Genomic DNA, 24,314 nt, shown 5'->3' with positions numbered 1-24,314 from the left:
ATTAAAATAAAAAAATGTTTCGATTAAAGTTACCGACCGACCCAAGATGGGCGAATATCGCAGAAAACAATTTAGAAGAAATCCTTTCTGATCACGCTTGGTGTGAGCAAAAAGCCGCATCAAATGCGATTCATTTAATTATTCAAAATTCTGAAAAGCCAGAATTGGTAACTGAAATGCTAAAAATTTCCATTGAAGAAATGGAACATTTTAAAATGGTTCACGATATTATTTTAGAACGTGGCTACGAATTTTTACGCGAGCGAAAAGATGATTATGTTGGTGAACTGGCGAAATACATGAAGAAATCTTCTAACGGCGAAAGAGAATCTGGTTTAATTGAAAGATTGCTTTTTGCGGCAATGATCGAAGCGAGAAGTTGTGAACGTTTTAAAGTTTTGGCAGAAACAATTAAAGACGAAAAACTAGCAAAATTTTATTGGGAATTAATGGAAAGTGAAGCCGGACATTACGCCACTTTCATCAATTTTGCCCGAAAATATGCAGAAACAATTGATGTAGAAGCCCGATGGAATGCTTGGTTAGATGAAGAAGCGCGGATTATAAAAAGTTTCGGAACTGGCGAAACGATTCACGGATAATTTACTTTTTCTTATTTTTTTCTTCAATCCACTTGCTCATATATTTTGTACTTTGAAGTGCATTTTGCTGCAAAATTTGACCAAAATAATTTTGATTTCTATGGAATTCTAAATTTTCAGTTAGATTTTTAAGCCTTTCAATAAAATCTTTTTCGAATAAATTTCTATCGAATTTTTTTTCTAAAATTTCAAAACCAATACTTTGCGCAGAATTCCAAATTTCATAATCTGAATAAATCTGAACAGTTTTTTCAATAAATTCTTCGTTAGTTTTTGTTATAAATCCATTCCACTTTTCATTAAATCGCATTCCTTCTGCACCAATTTCTGTGGTAATATTTGGCAATCCAAACTCCATGCTTTCTAATAATTTACCTTTAATTCCTGCACCAAAAGGAATTGGCGCCAATAAAACTTTATAATTTAGAAAAACATCATTTACAGATTTTGCGCGGCCTTTTATAATAAATCCATCTTTTTCATTGTGAAGTTGTTTGGCTTTTTCCGTAACATAACTTCCATAGATGTGCAGTTCACTTTCTGCTAATTTTTGCTTGATATTTTTCCACAGTTTTTTTAGAATTAAAACGGTTTGCCAATTTGGTTCGTGCAAAAAATTACCAATATGCATAAAGTTTTTCCGCTCTTGAAAATCTGGAATTTCACCTTGGTGTTTTTCAGAGAACATCGGTAAATAATATAAAATGTCAGGATTAATTTTATATTTTCCCATTAACAAATTTTGTTCAAAATCTGATATTATTAAAGATAAATCACATCTTAAAATTGATGAAATCTCACGCATGAAAATCTCAGAAATTTCGGATCGATTTCTATTTTCTTCTTTATTTTTAAAATCAAATTCACGCTGTTTTCTTAAAAAATGTAAATCTTCTGTATCTAATATTTTTAACGCTTTTGGACATTGTTCCGAAACGCGCCAACCGAATTGTTCCTCGGTCATAAAACGATCAAACAGAACGATTTCTGGCTGTAAATTTTTAACAAATTTATCAAAACTCAAATCATTAAGTAAAATATTTTCAGTAGAAACATTCAGAGAATTTAAATCAAATGAATGTTCAGATTTTGTCGAGGTAGAGCAAAAAGTAATCTCAAAATTTAAGTTTTGAAAAAGTGAAATTAATTGTAGCATTCTTTTACCTGCTGCGGTAGAAGTTGGTTCAGGCCAAACCGCTCCAATAATTAATAATTTTTTCATGAATTAGATTTGTTTTTGCAATAATATAAAAGATTTAGTAAACATAAAAAAACCGCTTAAAAAATTTAAGCAGTTTGGGAATTTTACTAAATAAAATTAAGATAATAATTTAATTAATTCTTCGGCGGCAGGTCCCGCTGACAATGGATTTTGACTAGTAATTAAATTACCATCAACCTTTACATTAGAATTAAAAGGAATAATAGAGTTGTCTATTTTTGCTCCTAAACTTTCTAATTTATCTTCTAATAAATAAGGAACCTGCTCTGTTTTGCTAACTAATTTTTCTTCAACATTACTAAAGCACGTTACATTTTTATCTTTCAAAAAGCCATTTTGATAATTTTCCGCAGCGATAAAAGCGGCAGAACCGTGACAAACTGCCGTCACATATTTCCCTGCGTTATAAAAATCGATAATTAATTTTCCTGTGTCCTTGTCTTCTGCTAAATCAAATAAAGGACCGTGTCCACCCGGAATAAATAAAGTATCAAAATCTGAAGCCTGAACTTCGCTAATTTTTTTAGTATTTTTAAACTGATGCTGTAAAACTTCATCATTCTGATATTTTCTGTTGGCTTCGGTGATATTTTCAGTCAATAAACTTGTTGGTTCAATCGGTGGTTCGCCACCTTTTAAACTTGCTAACGTGATCTCGAAACCGACCTCTTTCAATTCATAATAAGGATCCGTGAGTTCGCTTAACCAAACACCAGTTTTGCTATTCGTATTAACTAAAGAACTGTGAGACGTAAGAATCATCAATATTTTTTTCATAAATTTTTTTTTGATGCCTACAATTTTTAGATCTAAAAATAAAACTGAGCGGTCAGATTGAAAAAATTAGTTAATCAAATCTTTGAATTTTGAACAAAAAAAAACTCCACAAATATTGTGAAGTTTAAGTGAGCGCGACAGGATTCGAACCTGTGACCGTCTGCTTAGAAGGCAGATGCTCTATCCAGCTGAGCTACGCACCCATTAGAGATTAAATTTTTGCCTAATAAAGATAATCTTTTTGGGAATTTTTAAAAAGTCGGGGCGGCAGGATTCGAACCTGCGACCTCCTGGTCCCAAACCAGGCGCGATGACCGGACTACGCTACGCCCCGAGAATTTTGTCTGAAAGTTGCGGAGAGTAAGGGATTCGAACCCTTGGTACCGTTACCAGTACGCATGTTTAGCAAACATGTCCTTTCGGCCTCTCAGGCAACTCTCCAATGCAATATTTTTAAGAGCTTCTGTTCTGTAATTGCGAGTGCAAATATAAAATAGTTTTAAGTAGTAACCAAAAAAAATTCTAAATAAATTAGTATTTTTGAATATTATAATCAAAAATACCATCAAAAAATGCGTAAATCATTCTATATCATTAGTTTAGGAATTTTACTTTTATCTTGCGAAACTCAAAAGGCAGTAGTTAAAAATCCTGCGCCAAAACCAACACCGCAAAAACAGATACAACCACCTAAACCACCAAAGCCACCCGTTGAAACTATAAAAGGGGAATATTTTACAGTTAATTTATCAGACGCTATGAAAAACGACAATACTGTAAGTTATGGCTCGATTGTAACTGCGAAACCAATGAAATATAATGTCGTAAAAACATACTTTCCAGCATTAGCGCAGAACTTCCGCCAGAAATATTTAATACTTCATTATACTGCTTTAGATGATGAAAAATCAATCAGAGTTTTAACTGAACAAACCGTAAGTGCCCATTATTTGGTGAATGATTTTGAAGATAAGGAAATTTACCAGTTAGTAGATGAAAATAAAAGAGCTTACCACGCTGGAATAAGTGCCTGGAGAAAGGATAAAAATTTAAATGACAATTCTATCGGTATTGAGATCGTAAACAACGGCTTTACTTCAGACGCAACAGGGAAAAAAATATTTGTTCCCTTTCCCGAATATCAATTTAAAAAAGTGGCAGCTTTAGCAAAGGATATTGCGACGAGATACATGATACCACCGACCAATATTTTAGGTCATTCTGATATTGCACCCGGCAGAAAACAAGATCCAGGCCCAGATTTTCCATGGGAGAGACTTTACAAAGAATACCAATTAGGAATGTGGTATGATGATGCTGTTAAACAAATTTTTTATGATCAGGCCGTAAATTCTGATTTTATGACACAAATATCTACGTATCCTTTTATATTTAAAGTTCAAACAATGTTACAGACATTTGGATATGACACTCAACCTTCTGGAATAATGGATGATGCGACGAAAAAAACGATTGAAACTTTTCAATATCATTTCCGTCCCGCAAATTACGATGGTATTTTAGACGCTGAAACATGGGCAATTTTACAGGCTTTAGTTCAGAAATATCCTTGAAATTTAAGAAAAATCTCAGGCAGTCCGACTTGCTGATTAATTTTTAATTTTTCAATTTGAATCATCGTACTATTACTTAATTCTTCGTAATGACAACAAAAAGATTGAGAGCGACAGACTGTTGAGTCTGTTCAAATTATTATCTTTTATTGTGCTAATTCTTTCTTAATATCTGCTTTAAATTTTAGTCTTTGGGTTATAAATCCTAACTTCCAACATAATAATATTTATGGAAAACTTTAGAAAAGAAAGCGATCTTTTAGATGAATTAGACGTCCCAAAAGACGCTTATTACTGTGTATAAACTCAAAGAGCAATCGATAATTTTAAAATTTCCGGTCAGCTACTTTCGTCATATCCAGATTTTATTATAGGTTTTGCGTATGTGAAAAAAGCCGCAGCGAAAACAAACTACCAATTAGGTTTGCTTGATGAGTGACGGCGTTAAATCCTTATATTGGATATAAAAATTCTACAAAAATTGCAAAAGAAGCTCTTCAAACTGGGAAATCTGTTTATGATCTGGTTCTGGAACACAATCTTTTGTCACAAAAAAGATTAGACGAAATTTTAGATCCAAAACACAGGTTGAATCCTGAAGATCTGGTGTCTTAATTTTAAAATACGAAGCATTTCAAAATTTATTCGAAAAGCTTTTCTATTTCTAACTTTTGTAAAAATGACTAGGGAATGCTTCTTTTGGTTTCTGGCGTAAGATATTAAGGAAAAACCAAGATTTCAGGAAACCAAATCCGTAGGAAAACAGTTGAATGTAACTGGAAATAACCGCTAAGGAAGCGATACTAATATTTCTTGTTTTCCATAAAGCATGGAAAAAAATAATAAAAGTGTAAAGTCCATATAGTCCTAAAACCAAACCATGTTTCCACATAAAATAATTGAAAATACCCACAAAATAACCGAGAAAAAAAAGTGTCGGAAAGGCAAAGGTGAGTTTTGTAAACCGCGGATGGCGTTGGTTTAAAATAGGCCGCGCAATACCAAAATGGTAAACTTGTTTTGAAAATCTACCGAAATCTGTGCGCCTTTTATGATAAACACCAATATTGTCAAAAAATTTGGTGGTGAAATTATGTTCCCAAAGTGTCATCGACAAATCCGGATCTTCGCCCACGCGCAAATCAGAAAAACCGCCAACTTCCAGAAAGGCAATTTTTCGAACACCCATATTAAAACTTCTCGGTTGAAATTTAATCACAGATTTTGAACTGCCGCGAATGCCGCCGGTTGTGAAAACGGAAGTCATAGAATAGGAAATTGCTTTTTGAATCAAATTAAAACCGTTGTGTGCCTTATCTGCGCCACCAAAAGCATCACAAGGATTTTCTAAAAGGTTTTTCTTAATATTTTCAATATAATCTTTCTCAACAATCACGTCAGAATCCACAAAAATCAACCATTCATTTTTGGCTCTTTTTGCACCATAATTTCTGGATAAACCGGGGCCAGAATTGGATTTTCTACAAAACTGAATAATTAAACTCTCAGAAAATAATTCTACCGTTGGAAGCAAAGCAATTTTAGACCCATCATCTACTACAATAATTTCAAAATCCTTGTCTGTTTGTAAAACTAATGATGTAAGCAACTCAAAAAGTTCCTCTTTGCGGTTGTAGATCGCGATGACGATGGAAATGCTCAATTTAATAATTTAAATAATGCAGCAATGTAGTATTTTTTTTAGAATTTATAAATCGAAATTTAAACAACCTTTGTAAACTCTGTAATGATAGTATAATTTTTATTTGGACCTTTGATTCGAGTATGATGAATAAAATTAGAACCATTTAAGAATTGAAATCTTCCATCATAACAATCTTTGTTGCAAACATGTTTTTCTTGGGTAAATAAGTGGTTATCTTTCCGGAAATACTGCTGATAAAGATAAAAATTCTGCGTAGGCAGATCATAAAAGTAAATATCTAAACCCAATTTGGTGAAAAAATATTGATAGTTTCTAAAGAAAGCAATCTCCGATTTGTTTTCAATAATATTTAATTTGCCAGATTCTTGGTAAAATAAATAATTGTCTCTATTATCTCTAGTTTCTAATAAAACTTCTCCGTTTGCTTCTGCAAAAAGAATATTAGAATCTGAAATAAAAATTTCTCTATGGATTTGCCACGAACCTTTGAAATAGCTGCATAAATCTTTCACATCTTTATTTCTTACTTACGCAATTAAGAAATTTCCTCATTATTTAATTTATGAATTTTCTTCGTCCCTTCATACATTTCGTATTGTAAAAATCGGCATTCTAATTTTCCGTTAAACAATTTTATTTTTCTTGAAGGTCTTAAGCCCACTTTTTTCAAAGCATCAATGTCAGATGATATAAACCAAGCCAAAGTATTTGGATAATTTTTCTTAAAAGTATCACCTATTTTACTGTAAAAATCATCATCTGTTATTTCAATTCTTTCATCGTAAGGCGGGTTGAAAACCATTAACAATGGAAATAATTCTTTTTTACTTTCAAAAAAATCCTGTTTTCTAATTTCAATCACTTCTTCTAATTCTGTCGCAGCCACATTTTCTTCTGCTGCATCAAGCATCACATTATCAATATCATAACCGACAATTTTGCCGGTAAATTCACGAATTCTTTTGATCCGATTTTCTTTGATGGTCGAAAATAATTGCGCATCATAATTCGGCCAGTTTTGGAAGCCAAATTCCTTGCGAAATAACTGCGCCGGCAGATCCATGGCGATCATCGCGGCTTCTATCAATAATGTTCCGGATCCACACATTGGATCAAGAAAATTCCCTTTTCCATCCCAGCTCGCTAACTGCAACATTCCGGATGCGAGCACTTCATTAATTGGTGCTTCACCCTGCGTTTTTCTATAACCTCTTTTAAATAAAGCGTCACCAGAAGAATCCAGAGAAATCGTTACCAATTCTCGGTCAATATGAAGGTGAATTTTAATTTCAGGGTTTTTAGAATCTACGTTTGGACGCGTATTATACTTAAATTTAAAATAATCTACAATCCCGTCTTTCATTTTCTGCACCATAAATTGCGAATGCGTAAAACGGTCGGAATAGATGGTAGAATCTATGGCAAAACTTTGATCGACCCGTAAATAATTTTCCCAAGGAAAATCAAAAATTTTATCATAAAATCGATTTTCATCCCAAGTTTTAAAGGTTAAAATCGGTACCAAAATTTTTAATGCCGTTCTACAGCTATAATTTATTTTATAAAGAAATCCTAAATCACCTTCACAATTGACGGCGCGGTTTTTAATTTCAACATTCAGCCCGCCTAATTTTTGTAGTTCGTTTGCTAAAATTTCTTCAAGGCCAAAAAAGGTTTTGATCTGTATTTTTAAATTGTCTGAATCCATAGTAAGTTGTTTGTTGATAACTGCTGGTTGCTGGTTTTTAGCGCATACTTTCGAACCTCATCGCGAACCTTTCTCATCACATTTTTGCAAATTTAGTTAATTTTAATGATAGATTTTTTTAGTTTTTAAATAAGATAAATTTTAGAAAAGACCATTAACTACCAACTAAAAATCAATAACTATCAACCAAAAAACTTATTTTTGCGGAATGGAATGGTTTAATACTTGGTTTAATACACCTTACTATCACATACTTTATCAGGATCGTAATTATAAAGAAGGTGAGGAATTTTTGGAAAATCTAATTGGTGTTTTAAATTTACAACCAAATTCTAAAATCATAGATTTGGCCTGTGGTAAAGCCAGACATTCGATTTTTTTAAATAAAATGGGGTTTGATGTTTTGGGTTTAGACTTATCTGAACAAAACATTGGACACAATAAAAGTTTTGAGAATGAAACTTTAAAGTTTAAAATTCACGATATGCGTAACCCCATTGAAAGTGAAAAATCAGATGCCGTTTTTAATTTATTTACAAGTTTTGGATACTTCAAAACTGATGCAGAAGATCAAAATGTATTCACTTCAGTTTCAAATATTTTAAAAGATGAAGGTCTTTTTGTACTCGATTTTATGAATGCTAATTATATTAAAACGCATTTGATAGAAGAAGAAAAAATGACCAAAAGTGATTTGGAATTTACCATCAAAAAAAGAATTGAAAATGAACATGTGATCAAAGAAATTACATTTCAGGATAATGGAAAAGATTTAAAATTTGAAGAAAATGTAAAACTTCATGATTTAAATTCCATCGAAAATTTTGCAAGAAATGTTGGTTTGGAACGCATAAAACTTTGGGGCGATTATAAACTGAATGAATTTGATATCAACGCTTCACCAAGATGCATCAATGTATTTAAAAAAATAAATTAAATATGGTTCAGTTATTTATATTTATATTGCTGGTATTAAGCGTTTTACTAGGTGTTATTTTAGGTAAATACTTTGGTAAGCAAGAAAAATTTGCTAAAAATTTATTAATTTTAAGTGCCGGTTTTTTAATTACGATTTGTTTAAATGAGGTTTTCCCGGAAGTTTATGCCACAGAAAATCACAATATTGGCTTGTGGATTATTGGCGGTGTTTTGTTGCAGATGGTTTTAGAAAGTATGACGAAAGGCTTTGAGCATGGTCATTTTCACAGCCATTCTGAAAAAGCAATCTTACCAATTGCCTTAATGATTGGGTTGTTTTTCCACGCTTTTTTGGAAGGAATCCCGCTTGCATCTCAAAATGAAGTTTTCTCACCATATTTAATGGGGATTTTATTTCATAATCTTCCTATTTCATTTGTTTTAGGCGCTTTCTTAATAAAAGGTTCAAATAAATACAGCGGCAAATCTTGGCTGATCATTTCAATTTTTGCACTTGCTTCACCAGTTGGATTATTTTTAGGACATTATTTTAATCCCGATTTAAAAATATATTTCCTAGCCATTGTCGGTGGAATTTTCTTACATATCGCTTCCGTTATTATTTTTGAAAGCAGTAACAATCATAATATTGATTGGAAAAAAATTATCCTGGTGATTTGTGGCGTTTTGTTGGCTTTGAGCGGACATATATTTCATTTTCAGTAATTTTCTTATTATAAATTATCCCGCAAAAGGGATGGAAGCGGCATCCTTTTTTTACTGATGGAAATCGTAAGCACGAGAACTAAGCGTCGGTAAAAAAAGATAGAGCAAACAGCCCGACCCGGGCGGTGGGATTGCTTCGGCGAGGGAATTGCCCAAAAACAAAAAAGACTTTCACAACTGCGAAAGTCTTTTTAAATAAGATTGAAATTTATTAAAATTTATAACCTACAGTCAAGGAAATGTTGTTTTGGTTATTTTTAACTGCGCTTACTGCATAATTACTGCTTGGCAAAACAAAGTTATTTGAAAAGTAATTAGAATTATTTGCTGTAGTTCCTTGTAAAAAAGGACTATTGTATGTCGATTGAACGTTTTGATAGGCTGCATCCAAATAAATTGAGCCAAAGTCATAACCTATACCTCCAGCAACAGTTGTTTTTTTACCTAATATTAAATTATTAAAAGATCGATTACTAACTGAACCATCATTTTGATAAGCTGAAATAGTTTGGGAATTGAAAGGGCTACTTGCAAAACCGTATCCACCTCGCAATCTAAAACCCATCACCCGGTATTCTGCTCCCACTTTCACTTCAGATAAGTTTTTGTAATTATTATCAAAATAATTATTTAATTCTGTCTCAGCACCTCCATATACTTTATATTTTGGTTTTGTAAGTCCTAAAGTGTAATCTACATTTATCGCAAAATCTTTACTTCCCACAAATGCAGCACTAACAGTAGCTTTCAAAGGGGAGCTCACTCTTCGGTCTTCTGTGTAAGTACCATCAGTTGGGTTGGCGTATTCGCTATATACACGACTTATGTCCCAAAAAGTTGGTGATTCTATTGAGGCGCCTAATCTAAATTCATTACTTACTTTCCCAATCACACCTAAACTTGCCGCAAAACCATTTGATTGCTCAGAGAATGGAGTATATTGTTTATTAAAAATTTCTGTCGAATTTGCAAATGTATCCGTAAATGCCGCAGTGTCATATTGATTTATATTTGCTGATTTAAAGTGAAGCGCGGCACCGAAATAAAGATTATTATTATAATTTGCACCTACAGCGACACTGGTTTTTGAAGTATTACCGTAGCGATTATAGGCATGACCATTAAATTGGAGCGTAGTTGTTGCGCTTGGTATAACAAAATTGATATTGCTGTTTCCAGCTGTTTCACTATAATCCTCAATACTTTGATTGGAGTAATTAACAGCAATGTTTAAAAATTTCCAGGAGCTGTTGTCTCCTACCCTTAAAGTCGCAACGCCACCTATCTGACCTAAATCTGTATTTTTTATTTTGTAATCTAGAGATTTACCATTAAAGTTCGTAGTATCTTTACTATTATTTATCGATAGTGTACCAGAAATATCGCTCGATATAAATACACCAATTCCCGCAGGGTTAGTATTTATCGTTGAAACATCTCCACCTAAAGCACCCATCGAACCCGCCATTCCTTGAAATTTGGCAGATCCCGAATTTAAATTATTTGAATAAACATCAACAGTATTTCTTATCGTTGAAATGTCCTGTGCGCTTAAAAGGGAAAAACTTGCGGCAATTGTTAAAATCACCAATGAATTTTTTATCATTTTTTTTTATCTAATATTTTATAAAATTATCTTCTAAAACCACCTCCGCCGCTTGATCTGTTAGAACCGCTTGATTGAGAACTTCCACCATTTGAACCAGATCTGAAACCACCATCGCTGGATGAATTATTTCTTGGCTGATAACTTGGTTCCGGTCGCTGTTGATACTCTTGATTTCTTGTTCTTATTTGCTGATCAGATTGTGATCGTCTCGGCTGATTTTGTTGTCTCTGTCTATATTGAACAGGACTGTTATCATTTCTGTATCTAACATTACCGTTTTGACCATTTAAAGTATTATTTCTATTTCTTACAGGATTTTGATTCTCATAGCCTCCGTTTCTGAATCCACTATTTTGGATAACATTTTTGCTTGTGCTATTATATCTATTATTACTTTGACGGTTATTTAGACCTGAACCGTTTTCGCCACTTCTTTTATAATTATAAGCATTGTAATAATTGCCGCGTCCGTAATAACTGCCATAACCACCATAATAACTGCCATAACCACCATAATAATTGCCATAGTAGCCATAATACGGATTATAATTTCCTACTGACCCGTAGCCAAATGGGCTATATCCAAAAGACCAATATGGATTATAACCGTAGTAATTACCATATCCGCCATAACCGCCGTAGCCACCGTAACCTCCATAGCCTATTCCAAAGTAGTTGCCAAAACCGTAATTAGAATAAATATCATAATTTGTTTCCGTACCTGCAAAATTACCCCAGTCGGAATCCGTGCTATTGTTATTCCAAGAATCATAGCGATTCTGCTTCATGCTTTGATTTTCGTTACTTTTTTGAATAATTGACTGATCCTGGTAGTTGTAATAATCTCCAACTTGATTTGCGTCGTTTGTCGCATACCCTTGAGGAAGAGTATCAGTATTTGGATTATAGTAAACACCATCCGTCTCTGTATAAGCACCAGTTTGCATAACGCAAGAAGTCATCATCAGCGATGCTGATAAAAGTAATAAGCTTCTCAAAGCGAACTTAAAATTCCAATTTATTTGTATATTTTTTCTCATGATGATGTATAGATTTTAATTATAAATTATATTTGCACTTTGTACCAAAATTATACCAATTTCAGGGCTAAATTACGGTATAAAATTAAACATTTAAAGTTAGATACGAATAGATATCAAAAGTTAAAACTAATTTAGAAAAAATATGGCAAAACTTACAACAAGAACGGAAGATTACAGTAAATGGTATAATGAGTTGGTTGTAAAAGCTGATTTAGCAGAAAATTCTGGCGTACGCGGCTGTATGGTGATAAAACCTTACGGCTATGCCATCTGGGAGAAAATGCGCGATGAGATGGATAGAAAATTTAAAGAAACTGGCCATCAAAACGCCTATTTTCCACTATTTATTCCTAAAAGTTATTTTGAGGCAGAAGAAAAAAATGCGGAAGGTTTTGCAAAGGAATGTGCCGTTGTGACACATTATCGTCTAAAAACAGATCCAAACAATCCAAAAAAATTAATTGTTGATCCGGAAGCCAAATTAGAAGAAGAACTTATTGTTCGCCCAACTTCCGAAGCCATTATTTGGAATACCTACCGCGGCTGGATTCAGTCCTACCGGGATTTACCAATTTTAATTAATCAGTGGGCTAACGTAGTACGTTGGGAAATGCGGACCAGATTATTTTTAAGAACTGCAGAATTTCTTTGGCAGGAGGGACACACCGCACATGCGACAAAAAATGAAGCCATTGAAGAAACTGAGAAGATGCTTCATGTTTATGCAGATTTTGCAGAAAATTTTATGGCGATGCCAGTTATCCGAGGAATTAAAACAGAATCGGAAAGATTTGCAGGCGCCGATGAAACCTACTGCATTGAAGCTTTAATGCAAGATGGAAAAGCCCTTCAAGCAGGAACATCCCACTTTCTGGGACAAAATTTCGGAAAGGCCTTTGATGTGAAATTTACAACTAATGAAGGGAAAATAGAACATGCTTGGGGGACTTCCTGGGGAACTTCTACCCGATTAATGGGCGCTCTTATTATGACTCATTCTGATGATTTCGGATTAGTTCTACCTCCAACTTTAGCTCCAATTCAAGTAGTGATTGTTCCGATTTTTAGAAGTGAAGAGCAGTTAGCGCAAATAAATGAAGTAGCAGAAAAAATTCAATCTGATTTAAAATTGAAAGGAATTTCGGTAAAATATGATAACCGGACCGAAAATAAACCAGGTTGGAAATTTGCAGAATATGAGCTAAAAGGCGTTCCTGTTAGAATTGCAATTGGCCCGAAAGATCTAGAAAATGGAACGGTAGAATTGGCGCGAAGAGATAATTTAACAAAGGAAACTCAGCCGTTACAAGATTTAGACAGACACATTGAAAATCTTTTAAAGACTATTCAAAAGGATATTTATTTAAAAGCTGAAAAATACCGTGATGAAAACATTTCTAAAGTTGATTCATATGCAGAATTTAAAAAAGTTTTAGAAGAAAAAGGTGGCTTTATATTAGCACACTGGGATGGGACTGCCGAAGAAGAGGCACAAATCCAAGAAGAAACCAAAGCTACAATCCGATGTATACCTTTGAATAATAGCTTAGAAGAAGGAATTTCAATGATTTCAAAAAAACCTTCTACACAAAGAGTAATTTTCGCAAAAGCTTATTGATAATAATGTGAATTTTTAGTTAATATTATTATAAATTCTGAATAATTCACAATCTTAACATTTTAATTTCTTATATTTACTTTATTAATACACAAAATTAAACTATTATGTCAGTAAACATTATTGATCTTATTAAAGGGCAGTTGGGGCCTGAATTAATTTCACAAGCTTCAACTCATTTAGGGGAAAGTGAGTCGGGAATAAGTAAAGCAATCAATGCTTTATTACCGACAGTGGTAGGTGGTCTTGCAAATAATGCAGATAAACCTGGAGTTTTAGATTCTATTTTGGGAGCATCTCATGGGGATTTATTAGGCAATCTTACCGGCGACACACACGGCTCAATGATTACTACTTTATTGACAGCATTATTTGGTGATAAACTGAGCGCCATTTTAAATTCTGTTTCAAATTTTGCAGGCATAAGCGAAACTTCTTCTAATTCAGTTTTAAATATGGTAACTGGTGCCGCAATCGGTTCCTTAGGAAAATATGCTTCAGAAAACAACATGGGTTCATCGGGAATTTCCACTTTACTTTCTGACCAGAAAGGAATTGCTTATTCTTTATTACCTGCAGGTTTATCTTTAGCTTCATTAGGACTTGGAAATTGGGGACATGATGAAATGGCCGCCGTTCCACCTTTAGCAGAAAATGTGAAAGTAACTTCTTATGAGGAACCAAAAGTTGACGTTACCCGCGGTGGAGAAACTCATATGAATATAGAACCAGATAATAACGACGGTGGAGGTTCTATTTGGAAATGGCTTTTACCTCTGCTAATTACACTACTTGCAGTGTTGTTTATTTGGAACCAGTTTAACAAAAAGCAAGCTACAAATACGGTTACAAATACAGATTCTACAATGATGAAATCTGATTCTACAGCAACTGCGCCAATGATGTCCGACTCTACAAGTATGAATACTATGCCAAAAACTGATACAGACATCGACCTTAATGGAAAAATGATAAAAGGCTACGCAGGTGGAATGGAAGCATCAATGATTTCATTTTTAAAATCTGGCGGTTATAAAAATGCGGCAGATGATGCTGCATTAAAAGGAACATGGTACAACTTTGATCATGTAAATTTTAAAATTGGTTCTGGAAATACTTTAGAATCTGGCTCTGAAGGGCAATTAGATAATTTGGTAGCGATTTTAAAAGCCTACCCACAGGCTAAAATTAAAGTTGGTGGTTATACTGACAAAACAGGAACGGAAGCAACAAACGTAAAATTATCCCAAGACAGAGCAGACTTTATTAAAGCAGCCTTAGCGAAAGCTGGAGTTGGCACACAAGTATTAGAAGCAAAAGGTTACGGAAGCTCACAAGCGACTTTTGCAGCAACTGCCTCAAATGATCAGCGAGCGGCCGATAGAAAAATGGCAGTTAGATTTACAAAATAATTTTTAGAAAATTAATATTGAATCCTGGAAATCTCCAGGATTTTTTTTGTGTTAATATTAAATATTTTTCAGTCTTTGTAGAATCTTAATAAAATTAAAGTTTTTATTAATTAATTTTAATAGTAAGAATAAATAAACTACTTTTGTTAGATTAAACTAACATTTATGGCGAGCCGAGGCTGGAGAAAAGAAAAACATCAAAATTCATTATCAGAAGTATTCTCTTCTATCAATATTCCACAAGACGCCGGTTTCTGGAAAAAATTACTAGCATTTACAGGTCCTGGTTTGATGGTCGCCGTCGGGTATATGGATCCAGGAAATTGGGCAACCGATATTGCAGGCGGTGCTAAATTCGGTTACACGCTACTTTCAGTCATTTTAATATCAAATATTTTCGCCATTATTTTGCAGCATTTAGCAGTTAAATTAGGCGTTGTTGCAGAGCGGGATTTGGCGCAGGCTTGTCGAGATCATTTCAAGCCAACCACAAATTTTATACTTTGGGTGTTATGTGAAATTGCAATTGCAGCGTGCGATTTGGCAGAAGTTATCGGTTCTGCAATTGCTTTAAATTTACTTTTCGGCATCCCGCTTACCTGGGGCATCGTCATTACGGGTATTGATGTTTTCATAATTTTACTGTTACAATCGCGGGGGTTTCGCTGGATCGAAGCCTTTGTTGCAGGTTTAATTTTCGTGATTTTTGCCTGTTTCGGTTATGAAATTATTGCGAGTAAACCGGATTTATTTCCTCTTTTAAAAGGTTTAATTCCGACAAAACAAATCGTTTATAATCCTTCTATGCTTTACATTGCGATCGGGATTTTAGGCGCAACGGTAATGCCGCACAATTTATATTTACACAGTTCCATAGTGCAAACAAGAAATTATAAAAGGAACACTGAAGGTAAAAAGATGGCTATCAAATTTGCCACAATTGACAGTACTTTTTCTTTATTTTTAGCTTTTTTCGTTAATGCTGCTATTTTAATAGTTGCCGCTGCTACTTTTCATAATACCGGCTATCAAGATGTTGCCGATATTTTTGATGCCCATAAATTATTAGATCCACTTTTGGGGACAAGCGTGGCAAGTGTTTTCTTTGCAATTGCACTTTTGGCTTCCGGACAAAATTCAACTTTAACGGGAACCTTAGCCGGACAAATTGTAATGGAAGGTTTCCTAAATATTAAATTAAAACCTTATCTTCGGCGATTAATTACCAGATTAATTGCCATTGTTCCTGCTTTAATAATTGCAATACTTTATGGTGAAAAAGGAACCACAGATTTATTAGTTTTGAGCCAAGTAATCCTCTCTATGCAACTTAGTTTTGCCGTAATCCCTTTAGTAATGTTTACCAATTCTAAAGCTAAAATGGGGGAATTTGCCAATAAAACTTTTCTGAAAATCATTGTTTGGTTTGTAACCGTCGTGATTTTAGTATTAAATCTTTACCTTTTATATACCACGATTTTCCCAACGTCATAAAGAACATTCTTTAAGTATTTAATCATAATTGTAACAATTAAATCTAAAAATAAATGAAAAATCATTTTGCATTTTGCATCTTATATGGATTATTCAGCCAAAATAGTTTTGCACAAACAAAAGACAGTTTAAAACAGGACAATTGGACAAACCATTTTCAATTAACGTTTATTTCGCAAAAACATGCCGGCTTTAAAGCAGCCTACAGTGGTGAAAAAAGTTTGGCTAATAATGTAGAACCAAGTGCCTCAAGCCTTACAGCGACGTTGTTTTTAGGTAGAAAGTTGTGGAAAGGCGCGACGTTTTACTTTAATCCCGAAATTTCAGGGGGGAAAGGTTTAAGTTTTGCAAGCGGCGTAGCAGGTGCGTTAAATGGCGAAACCTATCGCGTAGGCGCAGTAGAGCCCGCTGTATTTATTGCCCGCGCATATTTTCAACAAAATATTGAGCTGGGAAATACGACTTATGAGGAAGTGGCAGACGACGCAAACCAAGTAAAAGATAGAGTACCCACAAGCCGCATTACCATTAGCGCAGGTAAATTCTCAATCGCTGATTTTTACGATAATAACGCATACTGCAAAGACCCCCGCAGTCAATTTTTCAATTGGGCGCTCTGGGCAGACGGCGCATGGGACTATCCAGCCAATACAAGGGGTTATACGGAAGGGATCGTTGTTGAATTATTCAAACCCAAATGGTCAATCCGTTTGTCAACCGTGGCGGAGCCTAGTGTAGCCAATTTTAATACGTTGGAATACAGCACCAAAGCCCATTCCGAAACGTTTGAATACGAACATAAAATTTCAATCAACAAGCGGCCGGGGACTATCCACTTTTTGGTGAGCAGCACCCACAACAGAGCACCTTCTTATGCCGATGGCTTGGAAGCCCTTTCAAATAATGACCACTTTACGCTTGATGTAATTCGAGGTAATGTAAAAAACAACCAATTTGGTGGCAGCAAGTACGCACTTGGTTTAAATGTAGAACAGGAACTCAGTAATGACATTGGCCTTTTTAGCAGGATCGGTTGGAACGATGGCAAATACGTATCTTGGGCTTTTACTGAAATTGACCGCACACTTAGCATTGGCTTCTCCATAAAAGGCAACAAATGGAATCGGTCTAAAGACGTTTTCGGCATTGCAACTGTCATCAACGGAATCTCACCAGGTCACCAAGCCTTTTTAAAAGCAGGGGGCTACGGATTTATCATTGGAGATGGCAACCTCAACTATGGGTATGAAAATATAATAGAGACCTATTACAACGCCCATCTTTCAAAACACTTGTGGCTCACCGCCGACTATCAGTTCGTAGGCAACCCCGGCTATAATAAAGACAGGGGACCAGTAAATGTATTTGGCGTCAGGGGGCATATTGAATTGTAGGCGTTATCACCCCACTGGACAAACCCCGTTGCGCAAAGTCTCGCAGCCCTCGCTGCCGCACGAATCCTTTCGTGTGGTCATCCCTAAAAAGAAAAAAAATAATTATACTTTTACTATAAAAAAAATTAATTAACGGATTACGAGACGAAGAAAATCTTATTTTATCTCTTTTAAATATAGAAAACCTACTAAAAAATGACCTATAATCTACCGATTTCTAAGTTGCTGTTCTTTCAAAAACCAGCGGAAATAAGTAGAAAGAATTTTTAAAAAGAGGCTTTCTTCTATTCTCTATCCTTTTTTTCACGCCCACATCAATTTTAAAGCACAAACGAAAACTGAGGTCAGTCATCTAAATAAATTGTACAGCGGAACGTGGGTCAATAAAAAAAATAACCGGTATTTAAGATTTTTTTACGATGACGGCGTTAAATATATTGCCGTTAATGATTGGACAGGAGGCAAAGATCCTAACAAAAATGAAAGTCTTGACACACAAGGCCTTTATAATAAGGTGATAAACTGATACTGCATGCCGATAATTCTAATCTTCGCGCACCTTATTGCGAAATAGAAATCCTTAATAAAAATTGATTTATAAATGTAATAGTTCTGTAATCTTCCCCAAAAAACCGGATGATTTAAAAACATAGTTTTTAAATTTGGGATAGATATGAAAAACGGCAGATTTACAGAAGTTAAGATCATTAAGATTTTGTCTGAACAGCAACAAGGAAAAACGGTGAATGAGATTTGCAAATAAAACATTTTTAAAAGTGATCGTATTGTTTGTTACTGTCATCATTTTAGTCCTAAATCTTTACCTTTTATACACTACCATTTTCCCGAAGGAATAAAATAACTTTTCTCTACTTATTAACTTTAAACACAACAAAATGATTAAAAAAAAATTATTTTTCACTATTACTATGTCAAATTTTCACCTCCGTAAAAGCGCAGGAAGAATCCACTATTCAGATGGATAGGCCTGACCAAACTGAAACCCCTTACACTGTTCCCCATCATTATTTACAATTTGAAAGCGGTTTTACTTATGAACGTTTAAATTTTAGTGGAAGCTCTTTTCAACTTCCAACTCTTTTAACGAAATATGGAATTAGTGAAAATACAGAATTACGATTAATTACAGAACTTAATTTTAATCAAAGTACTGACGCCAAACGTTTTAGATTTCAACCTATTACCATAGGTTTTAAAAAAGCATTGATAGCGGAAAAAGGACTTATTCCCAAAATTTCATTTATCGGTCACATATTTTTGTTTTCTAAAAACGATGAGTCGCAAGGAGGCGTTGTTCCTTCATTTAAATTTGAATTAGAAAATAAACTCTCAGAAAATTTCACGTTGGGATATAATCTTGGAATGGAATGGGATAATAATCTTAAGGAAAATTATATTTATACTGTTACTTTTGCCAAATCTATTACATCAAAAATTGATATCTATATTGAGGCTTACGGCACCATAAGTCCAGTTTTCACCGCTGATAATAGGATTGATGGTGGCATCGGATATTTAATTACAAACGATTCTGCGGCACATATTTCTACGGGAAAAGGCCTATCTAAATTATCATCAGATTGGTATATTTCGCTTGGATATTCTATTAGACTAAATTTAAAGAAAATGAAACATGCAGATATGTAAACTAATCTTGATCGTAATTATATTTTTAATGTTCGTAACCCGCCGGAGCAATTTCAATGGGATATTTTTTGTTTAATTAACAGCAAAATTTTATTTAGTTAAAAACATACTTCTGCCTAAATGTCCAATTCTGTCTTTTGGCAAAAATTTTGCGAAAGATGCTTTATAAAATTATGAAAATGGGAGAACACAAAGATATAACCGAAGAAAACATTAATCCGGAAGAAAATTTAAAAGATCAAACTGAAGATCAACCCACGGAAAATGTTGAAAATCTGACAATAGAAAAATCTGCAGAAGAATTATTGGCAGAAGAAAAAGACCGTTATATCCGTCTTTTTGCAGAGTTTGAAAATTACAAGAAAAGAACAGTAAAAGAGCGCAATGAATTTTTTCAGTATGCACATCAGGAAATGATGATATCAATGCTTTCGATCTTGGATGATTTCGAAAGAGCCTTGAAAGAAATTTCTAAAAATGGCAATGAGGCAGATTTAAAAGGTGTTGAATTAATTTATCAAAAACTTAAAAGCAGATTAACTGAGAAAGGTTTAAAACCAATAGAAGTAAATGCAGGTGATATTTTTAATGTTGATCTGCACGAAGCTATCACCAGTATTCCATCGCCGACGCCCGAATTAAAAGGAAAAATTGTAGATGTTATAGAAACTGGTTATCAATTGCATGACAAAGTGATCAGATTTGCAAAAGTAGTAACCGGACAATAAAAAATTTTAAATAAAATTAGAATTTTTTAAAAATAAGATTTATGACAATGACCAAAAGAGATTATTACGAAATTTTAGAGATCACAAAATCCGCATCTCCAGAAGAAATTAAAAAAGCCTACCGAAAAATGGCAATAAAATTTCACCCAGATAAAAATCCGGGAGATGCCACATCAGAGGAAAAATTTAAAGAAGCTGCGGAGGCTTATGAAGTCTTAAGTGACGGAAATAAAAAAGCGCGGTACGATCAATACGGTCACGCAGGAATGAGTGGCAACGCTGGTTACGGCGGAGGCGGTTTCGGCGGAGGTATGAATATGGATGATATTTTCAGTCAGTTTGGAGATATTTTTGGTGGTCATTTTGGCGGTGGCGGACAAGGAAGACAGCAACAACAACAAGTGCGCGGATCTAATTTACGTGTCAGAATAAAATTGAATTTAGAAGAAATTCTAAACGGTACGCAAAAAACGATCAAGGTTAAGAAAATGAAGTTTGCTAAAGGCGCAACTTCCAAAACCTGTCCAACTTGCAATGGCGCGGGAGCGCAAATAAAGGTAATGAATACGATGTTTGGGCAAATGCAAACGCAGCAAACATGTAGCACTTGCCAAGGAATTGGTAAAGTTGCCGATAAAATTCCAACTGGCGCAAATGCACAAGGTTTAATAAAAGAAGATGAAGAAGTTACAATCAATATTCCTGCAGGTGCAAGAGAAGGCGTTCAGCTAAGTGTTCGTGGGAAAGGAAACGACGCGCCTTTTGGCGGAATGGCAGGAGATTTATTAGTTGTTGTAGAAGAAGAAATAGACAAATCTATCAAACGCGAAGGTGATAATCTTCACCAGGAATTATATATTTCCTTTGCGGAAGCGGCTTTAGGAACTTCACAAGAAGTGAATACAGTTGGAAGTAAAGTGAAAATTAAAATAGATGCGGGAACGCAATCAGGAAAAATTTTAAGGTTGGCTGGTAAAGGTCTACCAAGCATCGAAGGCTACGGAAAAGGAGATATGTTTATTCACATTAATGTTTGGACGCCTCAAAATTTAAATCCTTCTCAAAAGGAATTTTTTGAACTTCAAATCGAAAATGGTGAAATGATGGCAGAACCTTCCGGAAAAGAAAAAACCTTTTTTGACAAAGTAAGAGATCTATTTAATTAAGTTTAAATCATCTTCAAAATATCAGAGACTTTTTTAAGTCTCTTTTTTATTTTAGATATTTAGTAAAATTCCAAAGTTTTCTGGATTTTAGATAATTTAAATTGTGCTCGTTGCTATAAGCTTCCCTTTCAAAACTAATATTTTGATAGGCCAAATAGGGACTTCTAAACTTGATAAGCAAATAATAATATTCTAAAACGTACCAAAAATAAAAGAAAATAATGATCATTTCTGCCTGCTGACGCAAATGTATTTTTTCGTGATTTAGCAATACTTTATTGTTTTTATCGTGAGTATTTTTTAAAACGATAAATGGAAACAGTGCGATGCCGTTTATTTTCGTATTTTTGAGTAAGAAATTACAAACTAAAATCATATCGCAAATATAAAAATGATTTCAGGATTTAACTTATGATACAAAAAGAAATCAAAGAGAACGAGGACTATTACTATAATGAAGACGGCTACAAGGTTTTTACGGAAAAACACCATCTAAAACGGGGTTATTGCTGCAAAAACGGTTGTAAACACTGCCCTTTTGGTTATAATAAGAAAACGGATTCTTTTAAAAAAGCAGAAGTCAAAAAAATTTAAAATAATTTATTCTAATATAAAAATATTCTAATCATGCAAAAAAAATATTATATCTGGTTGTTAGCAATCAGTTTGGGATTAACATCATGCAGCCCATTTCAAGTAAAGTCCGATTATTCTGCAACTACTAATTTTAGTAATTACAAAACTTACAAATTAAGAATTGATGATCTTAATCTAAATGACATTGACAAAGACCGCGTTCTAAATGAAGTTTCAAAGCAATTACAAATGAAAGGTTTTAAAGTTTCAGAAAGCCCTGATTTAATTGTAAATTTAAAAGCAAACCACAAACAAATCAATGATATCCAAGGCGGCAGTCCTTATGGAATGTATGGTGGTTTTGGTTACGGAGGTTTTGGTTTTGGTATGAGCCGTACTTTCAGCAGCAATTACAATCAAGGCTCTTTGGTTATTGATTTAATTGATGCAAAATCTCAAAAATTAGTTTGGCAAGGAATCGGAAAAGGCATTTCTGTTGATTCACCGAGAGTTAAACAAAAACAAATTCCAGAAATTGTAGCCGAAATAATGGCAAATTATCCGCCGAATATGAAAAAATAATTTCTTCAATATATTTAAAAAGACCGATTTCGCAATCGGTCTTTTTTTGTTGTTAACTTTTAGAAATTATTTCCCTAAAACCTCAATAATCGGATTTCCAATATTTCCACTTGGGAATTGAATATGTAAAAGTGAACAAATCGTCGGCGCAATATCCGTCATATTATAGTCCTTATTGCTTTCACCTTTTTGTATTCCCCAACCCATAAATAAAAGTGGAATGTGAGAATCATAGGAATTCCACGCACCGTGCGTTGTTCCTAATTTTGAATAACTTGGCAACCAAGAATCGTGGTAAATGATTTGAATATCACCACTTCTTTGCCAGTTATAACCATTCACTATTCTTGTTTTGATAGGTTCTGGAATTGAAGACTGCGCTACTTTTTTCATATCAACGGCAAACAAAATACTTTTGTCTTTATTTAAAGAATTAATTAAAAAATCTTTCACTTGGTTTTCCTCTAACTTATTGTCTACCATTAATTTATCATCTAAATAAATTTGACTATTAGTTACTGAAATGATTAATTTTTCGACGCCAAATTTATCTTTTAAAATTTTATTGTAATCTTTTTTAGCCGTTTCGCCATAGAAACCTGTCGGCATTTTATGTTCTTCCATAAAACCTTCAGAATGAGCACCGCCATGATCTGCTGTTAAGAAAACAGTATAATTCCCAACGCCAACAGTTTTATCTAAATAGTTGAAAAACTCACCTAAATCCCGGTCTAATCTGAGATAAACATCCTCAACTTCTACCGCATTTGGACCAAATTTATGTCCCACGTAATCTGTAGAAGCGAGATTAACCGCTAAAAAATCCGTAATCGCGTCGGCACCTAAACTTTCACCTTTTATGGCGGCTTCGGCGACTTTTAAAGTTAAAGTATTACCAAATGGTGAATTTCTGATTTCATCTTTTTTAAGTTGATAATCTTTTGCAAAATTACTGTATGGAAATGTCGGCGTTTTTGCACTTCCTAAAAGTCCTTCCCAAGGCGAATTATCTGGAGAACTTTCAGTGTATTCTGAAATCGGCAATAATGTATTCCAGCCATTTTTCACTAAATTATCTGGTACTTTTTCCGCATTAAAATCATTCATCCATTTTGGCAATGCATCCATATAATAAGAACTCGTCACAAAATTTCCCGTAGAATCATCAAACCAATAAGCGCCTGTTGGGTTGTGACCAGCAGGCAATATCGACGCGCGGTCTTTTAAAGAAACACCGATTACTTTCCCCTGAAAATTAGTAGCTAGCCTCAACTGATCCGTCATTGTGGTAGACCAAAGATTTTTCGGAGATTGGCTGCCGACTTCTATATTTGCAGTTCCCACTGGTTTTACAGAATCATCGGAGGTACAATAAACACTTTTCCCAAGCGATTTGTCATACCAGTCATTTCCGGGAATTCCATTGATCGCGGGAACTGAACCCGTGTAAATGGAACTGTGACCAACCGCCGTGTAAGTAGGAATATAATTAATATGTAAATTATTTACTACAAAACCTTGATTCAGCAATCTTTTAAACCCATCATTTTGATATTTTTCATAATACCGGTAGAGATAATCCCACCGCATTTGGTCCACAACCAAACCAATCACCAGTTTCGGTCTTTGTAAGGTGGAAGAATTATTTTTTTGCGCAAATAAACCGGTTGAACAAATTGCAAGCGCAATGAGAGTGAATTTTTTAAACATTTTACGTAAGTTAAAGTTTCTGGTAAATTTAAGGGAAATGATTGAGAGAAATAATGCAACTTGTATTAATTAATAAAAAAATTTTGTTAATCATTTTTTAATACTTTGGTAGTTCAAAGAT

22 protein-coding genes, 3 tRNA genes and 1 pseudogene are annotated in these 24,314 nt (G+C 34.1%); 14 read left to right on the top strand and 12 right to left on the bottom strand.

Annotated elements, in window-relative coordinates:
- Window positions 1-14 precede the first annotated feature (14 nt).
- On the top strand, window positions 15-602 hold the full coding sequence (locus tag ACVBED_RS02135) for a MiaE family protein (protein WP_447120930.1): 588 nt from the start codon (window positions 15-17) through the stop codon (window positions 600-602).
- A gap of 1 nt (window position 603) precedes the next feature.
- Here ACVBED_RS02135 and ACVBED_RS02130 read toward each other — a convergent pair whose 3' ends face one another.
- The 5 genes from ACVBED_RS02130 to ACVBED_RS02110 all read right to left on the bottom strand — a co-directional run bounded on the left by ACVBED_RS02130 (window position 604) and on the right by ACVBED_RS02110 (window position 3,042).
- A complete protein-coding gene (locus tag ACVBED_RS02130) occupies window positions 604-1,824 on the bottom strand; it encodes a glycosyltransferase (RefSeq protein WP_447120928.1) in 1,221 nt (406 codons plus the stop codon).
- Window positions 1,825-1,920: 96 nt separating this feature from the next.
- Window positions 1,921-2,601 carry a type 1 glutamine amidotransferase domain-containing protein gene (locus ACVBED_RS02125; RefSeq protein ID WP_473094412.1) on the bottom strand — a complete coding sequence of 227 codons (681 nt, stop codon included), beginning with the start codon at window positions 2,599-2,601 and terminating at the stop codon, window positions 1,921-1,923.
- Between the two features lie 129 nt (window positions 2,602-2,730).
- Window positions 2,731-2,804, bottom strand: a tRNA-Arg gene (locus ACVBED_RS02120).
- 56 nt (window positions 2,805-2,860) lie between these two features.
- A tRNA-Pro gene (locus tag ACVBED_RS02115) sits at window positions 2,861-2,935 on the bottom strand.
- A gap of 20 nt (window positions 2,936-2,955) precedes the next feature.
- A tRNA-Ser gene (locus tag ACVBED_RS02110) sits at window positions 2,956-3,042 on the bottom strand.
- 131 nt (window positions 3,043-3,173) lie between these two features.
- Between ACVBED_RS02110 and ACVBED_RS02105 the strand changes: the two genes are divergently transcribed.
- Both ACVBED_RS02105 and aspA read left to right on the top strand, forming a co-directional pair.
- A complete protein-coding gene (locus ACVBED_RS02105) occupies window positions 3,174-4,175 on the top strand; it encodes an N-acetylmuramoyl-L-alanine amidase (protein WP_447120925.1) in 1,002 nt (333 codons plus the stop codon).
- Between the two features lie 435 nt (window positions 4,176-4,610).
- Window positions 4,611-4,790 (top strand): annotated as a pseudogene (gene aspA, locus ACVBED_RS02100) (aspartate ammonia-lyase); the annotation flags it as partial.
- Between the two features lie 49 nt (window positions 4,791-4,839).
- On the opposite strand, the gene ACVBED_RS02095 reads toward aspA, so the two are convergent.
- From ACVBED_RS02095 to ACVBED_RS02085, 3 genes are read right to left on the bottom strand one after another with little or no spacing between them, the layout of a single operon-like run.
- Window positions 4,840-5,838 carry a glycosyltransferase family 2 protein gene (locus ACVBED_RS02095; RefSeq protein WP_447120924.1) on the bottom strand — a complete coding sequence of 333 codons (999 nt, stop codon included), beginning with the start codon at window positions 5,836-5,838 and terminating at the stop codon, window positions 4,840-4,842.
- 59 nt (window positions 5,839-5,897) lie between these two features.
- Window positions 5,898-6,353, bottom strand: a complete 456-nt coding sequence (locus ACVBED_RS02090; RefSeq protein WP_447120923.1) for a DUF6314 family protein — start codon at window positions 6,351-6,353, stop codon at window positions 5,898-5,900.
- Between the two features lie 23 nt (window positions 6,354-6,376).
- Window positions 6,377-7,549: a THUMP domain-containing class I SAM-dependent RNA methyltransferase gene (locus ACVBED_RS02085; protein ID WP_447120922.1), complete on the bottom strand. Its 1,173-nt coding sequence runs from the start codon at window positions 7,547-7,549 to the stop codon at window positions 6,377-6,379.
- Window positions 7,550-7,757: 208 nt separating this feature from the next.
- On the opposite strand from ACVBED_RS02085, the gene ACVBED_RS02080 reads away from it, so the two are divergent.
- Both ACVBED_RS02080 and ACVBED_RS02075 read left to right on the top strand, forming a co-directional pair.
- A complete protein-coding gene (locus ACVBED_RS02080; protein WP_447120920.1) occupies window positions 7,758-8,486 on the top strand; it encodes a methyltransferase domain-containing protein in 729 nt (242 codons plus the stop codon).
- A gap of 2 nt (window positions 8,487-8,488) precedes the next feature.
- The gene (locus ACVBED_RS02075; RefSeq protein ID WP_447120919.1) at window positions 8,489-9,193 is read left to right on the top strand and encodes a ZIP family metal transporter; all 705 of its coding nucleotides are present in this window, start codon (window positions 8,489-8,491) and stop codon (window positions 9,191-9,193) included.
- Window positions 9,194-9,404: 211 nt separating this feature from the next.
- Here ACVBED_RS02075 and ACVBED_RS02070 read toward each other — a convergent pair whose 3' ends face one another.
- Complete coding sequence (locus ACVBED_RS02070) at window positions 9,405-10,799, bottom strand: OmpP1/FadL family transporter (protein ID WP_447120918.1); 1,395 nt, start codon at window positions 10,797-10,799, stop codon at window positions 9,405-9,407.
- Between the two features lie 26 nt (window positions 10,800-10,825).
- Window positions 10,826-11,842 (bottom strand): prolyl-tRNA synthetase, encoded by a 1,017-nt coding sequence (locus ACVBED_RS02065; RefSeq protein WP_447120917.1) that lies wholly within the window; start codon window positions 11,840-11,842, stop codon window positions 10,826-10,828.
- Between the two features lie 145 nt (window positions 11,843-11,987).
- On the opposite strand from ACVBED_RS02065, the gene proS reads away from it, so the two are divergent.
- The 7 genes from proS to dnaJ all read left to right on the top strand — a co-directional run bounded on the left by proS (window position 11,988) and on the right by dnaJ (window position 21,325).
- Entirely contained in the window at window positions 11,988-13,463 is a 1,476-nt protein-coding gene (gene proS, locus ACVBED_RS02060) for a proline--tRNA ligase (protein WP_473094411.1), read from the top strand.
- A gap of 107 nt (window positions 13,464-13,570) precedes the next feature.
- Window positions 13,571-14,875, top strand: a complete 1,305-nt coding sequence (locus ACVBED_RS02055) for a DUF937 domain-containing protein (protein ID WP_447120916.1) — start codon at window positions 13,571-13,573, stop codon at window positions 14,873-14,875.
- Between the two features lie 165 nt (window positions 14,876-15,040).
- Window positions 15,041-16,369 (top strand): Nramp family divalent metal transporter, encoded by a 1,329-nt coding sequence (locus ACVBED_RS02050; RefSeq protein WP_447120915.1) that lies wholly within the window; start codon window positions 15,041-15,043, stop codon window positions 16,367-16,369.
- A gap of 53 nt (window positions 16,370-16,422) precedes the next feature.
- On the top strand, window positions 16,423-17,763 hold the full coding sequence (locus ACVBED_RS02045) for a carbohydrate porin (RefSeq protein WP_473094410.1): 1,341 nt from the start codon (window positions 16,423-16,425) through the stop codon (window positions 17,761-17,763).
- Between the two features lie 978 nt (window positions 17,764-18,741).
- On the top strand, window positions 18,742-19,431 hold the full coding sequence (locus ACVBED_RS02040; protein WP_447120912.1) for a transporter: 690 nt from the start codon (window positions 18,742-18,744) through the stop codon (window positions 19,429-19,431).
- Between the two features lie 179 nt (window positions 19,432-19,610).
- Complete coding sequence (locus ACVBED_RS02035) at window positions 19,611-20,159, top strand: nucleotide exchange factor GrpE (RefSeq protein WP_447120911.1); 549 nt, start codon at window positions 19,611-19,613, stop codon at window positions 20,157-20,159.
- A 47-nt stretch (window positions 20,160-20,206) separates the two neighbouring features.
- Window positions 20,207-21,325, top strand: a complete 1,119-nt coding sequence (dnaJ, locus tag ACVBED_RS02030; RefSeq protein ID WP_447121151.1) for a molecular chaperone DnaJ — start codon at window positions 20,207-20,209, stop codon at window positions 21,323-21,325.
- A 46-nt stretch (window positions 21,326-21,371) separates the two neighbouring features.
- On the opposite strand, the gene ACVBED_RS02025 is transcribed toward dnaJ, so the two are convergent.
- On the bottom strand, window positions 21,372-21,701 hold the full coding sequence (locus ACVBED_RS02025; RefSeq protein WP_447120910.1) for a hypothetical protein: 330 nt from the start codon (window positions 21,699-21,701) through the stop codon (window positions 21,372-21,374).
- Between the two features lie 35 nt (window positions 21,702-21,736).
- Here ACVBED_RS02025 and ACVBED_RS02020 point away from each other — a divergent pair, with 35 nt between their 5' ends.
- Window positions 21,737-21,919 (top strand): DUF5522 domain-containing protein, encoded by a 183-nt coding sequence (locus ACVBED_RS02020; protein ID WP_447120909.1) that lies wholly within the window; start codon window positions 21,737-21,739, stop codon window positions 21,917-21,919.
- Between the two features lie 33 nt (window positions 21,920-21,952).
- The gene (locus ACVBED_RS02015) at window positions 21,953-22,483 is read left to right on the top strand and encodes a DUF4136 domain-containing protein (RefSeq protein WP_447120908.1); all 531 of its coding nucleotides are present in this window, start codon (window positions 21,953-21,955) and stop codon (window positions 22,481-22,483) included.
- 66 nt (window positions 22,484-22,549) lie between these two features.
- On the opposite strand, the gene pafA is transcribed toward ACVBED_RS02015, so the two are convergent.
- Window positions 22,550-24,193, bottom strand: coding sequence for an alkaline phosphatase PafA (gene pafA, locus ACVBED_RS02010; protein ID WP_447120907.1), 1,644 nt, complete (start codon window positions 24,191-24,193; stop codon window positions 22,550-22,552).
- Between the last annotated feature and the right edge of the window lie 121 nt (window positions 24,194-24,314).

Source organism: Halpernia sp. GG3 (genome assembly GCF_052976925.2).
The sequence above is the reverse complement of the archived record's forward strand: the minus strand, read 5'-3'. Positions and strand labels throughout refer to the sequence as shown.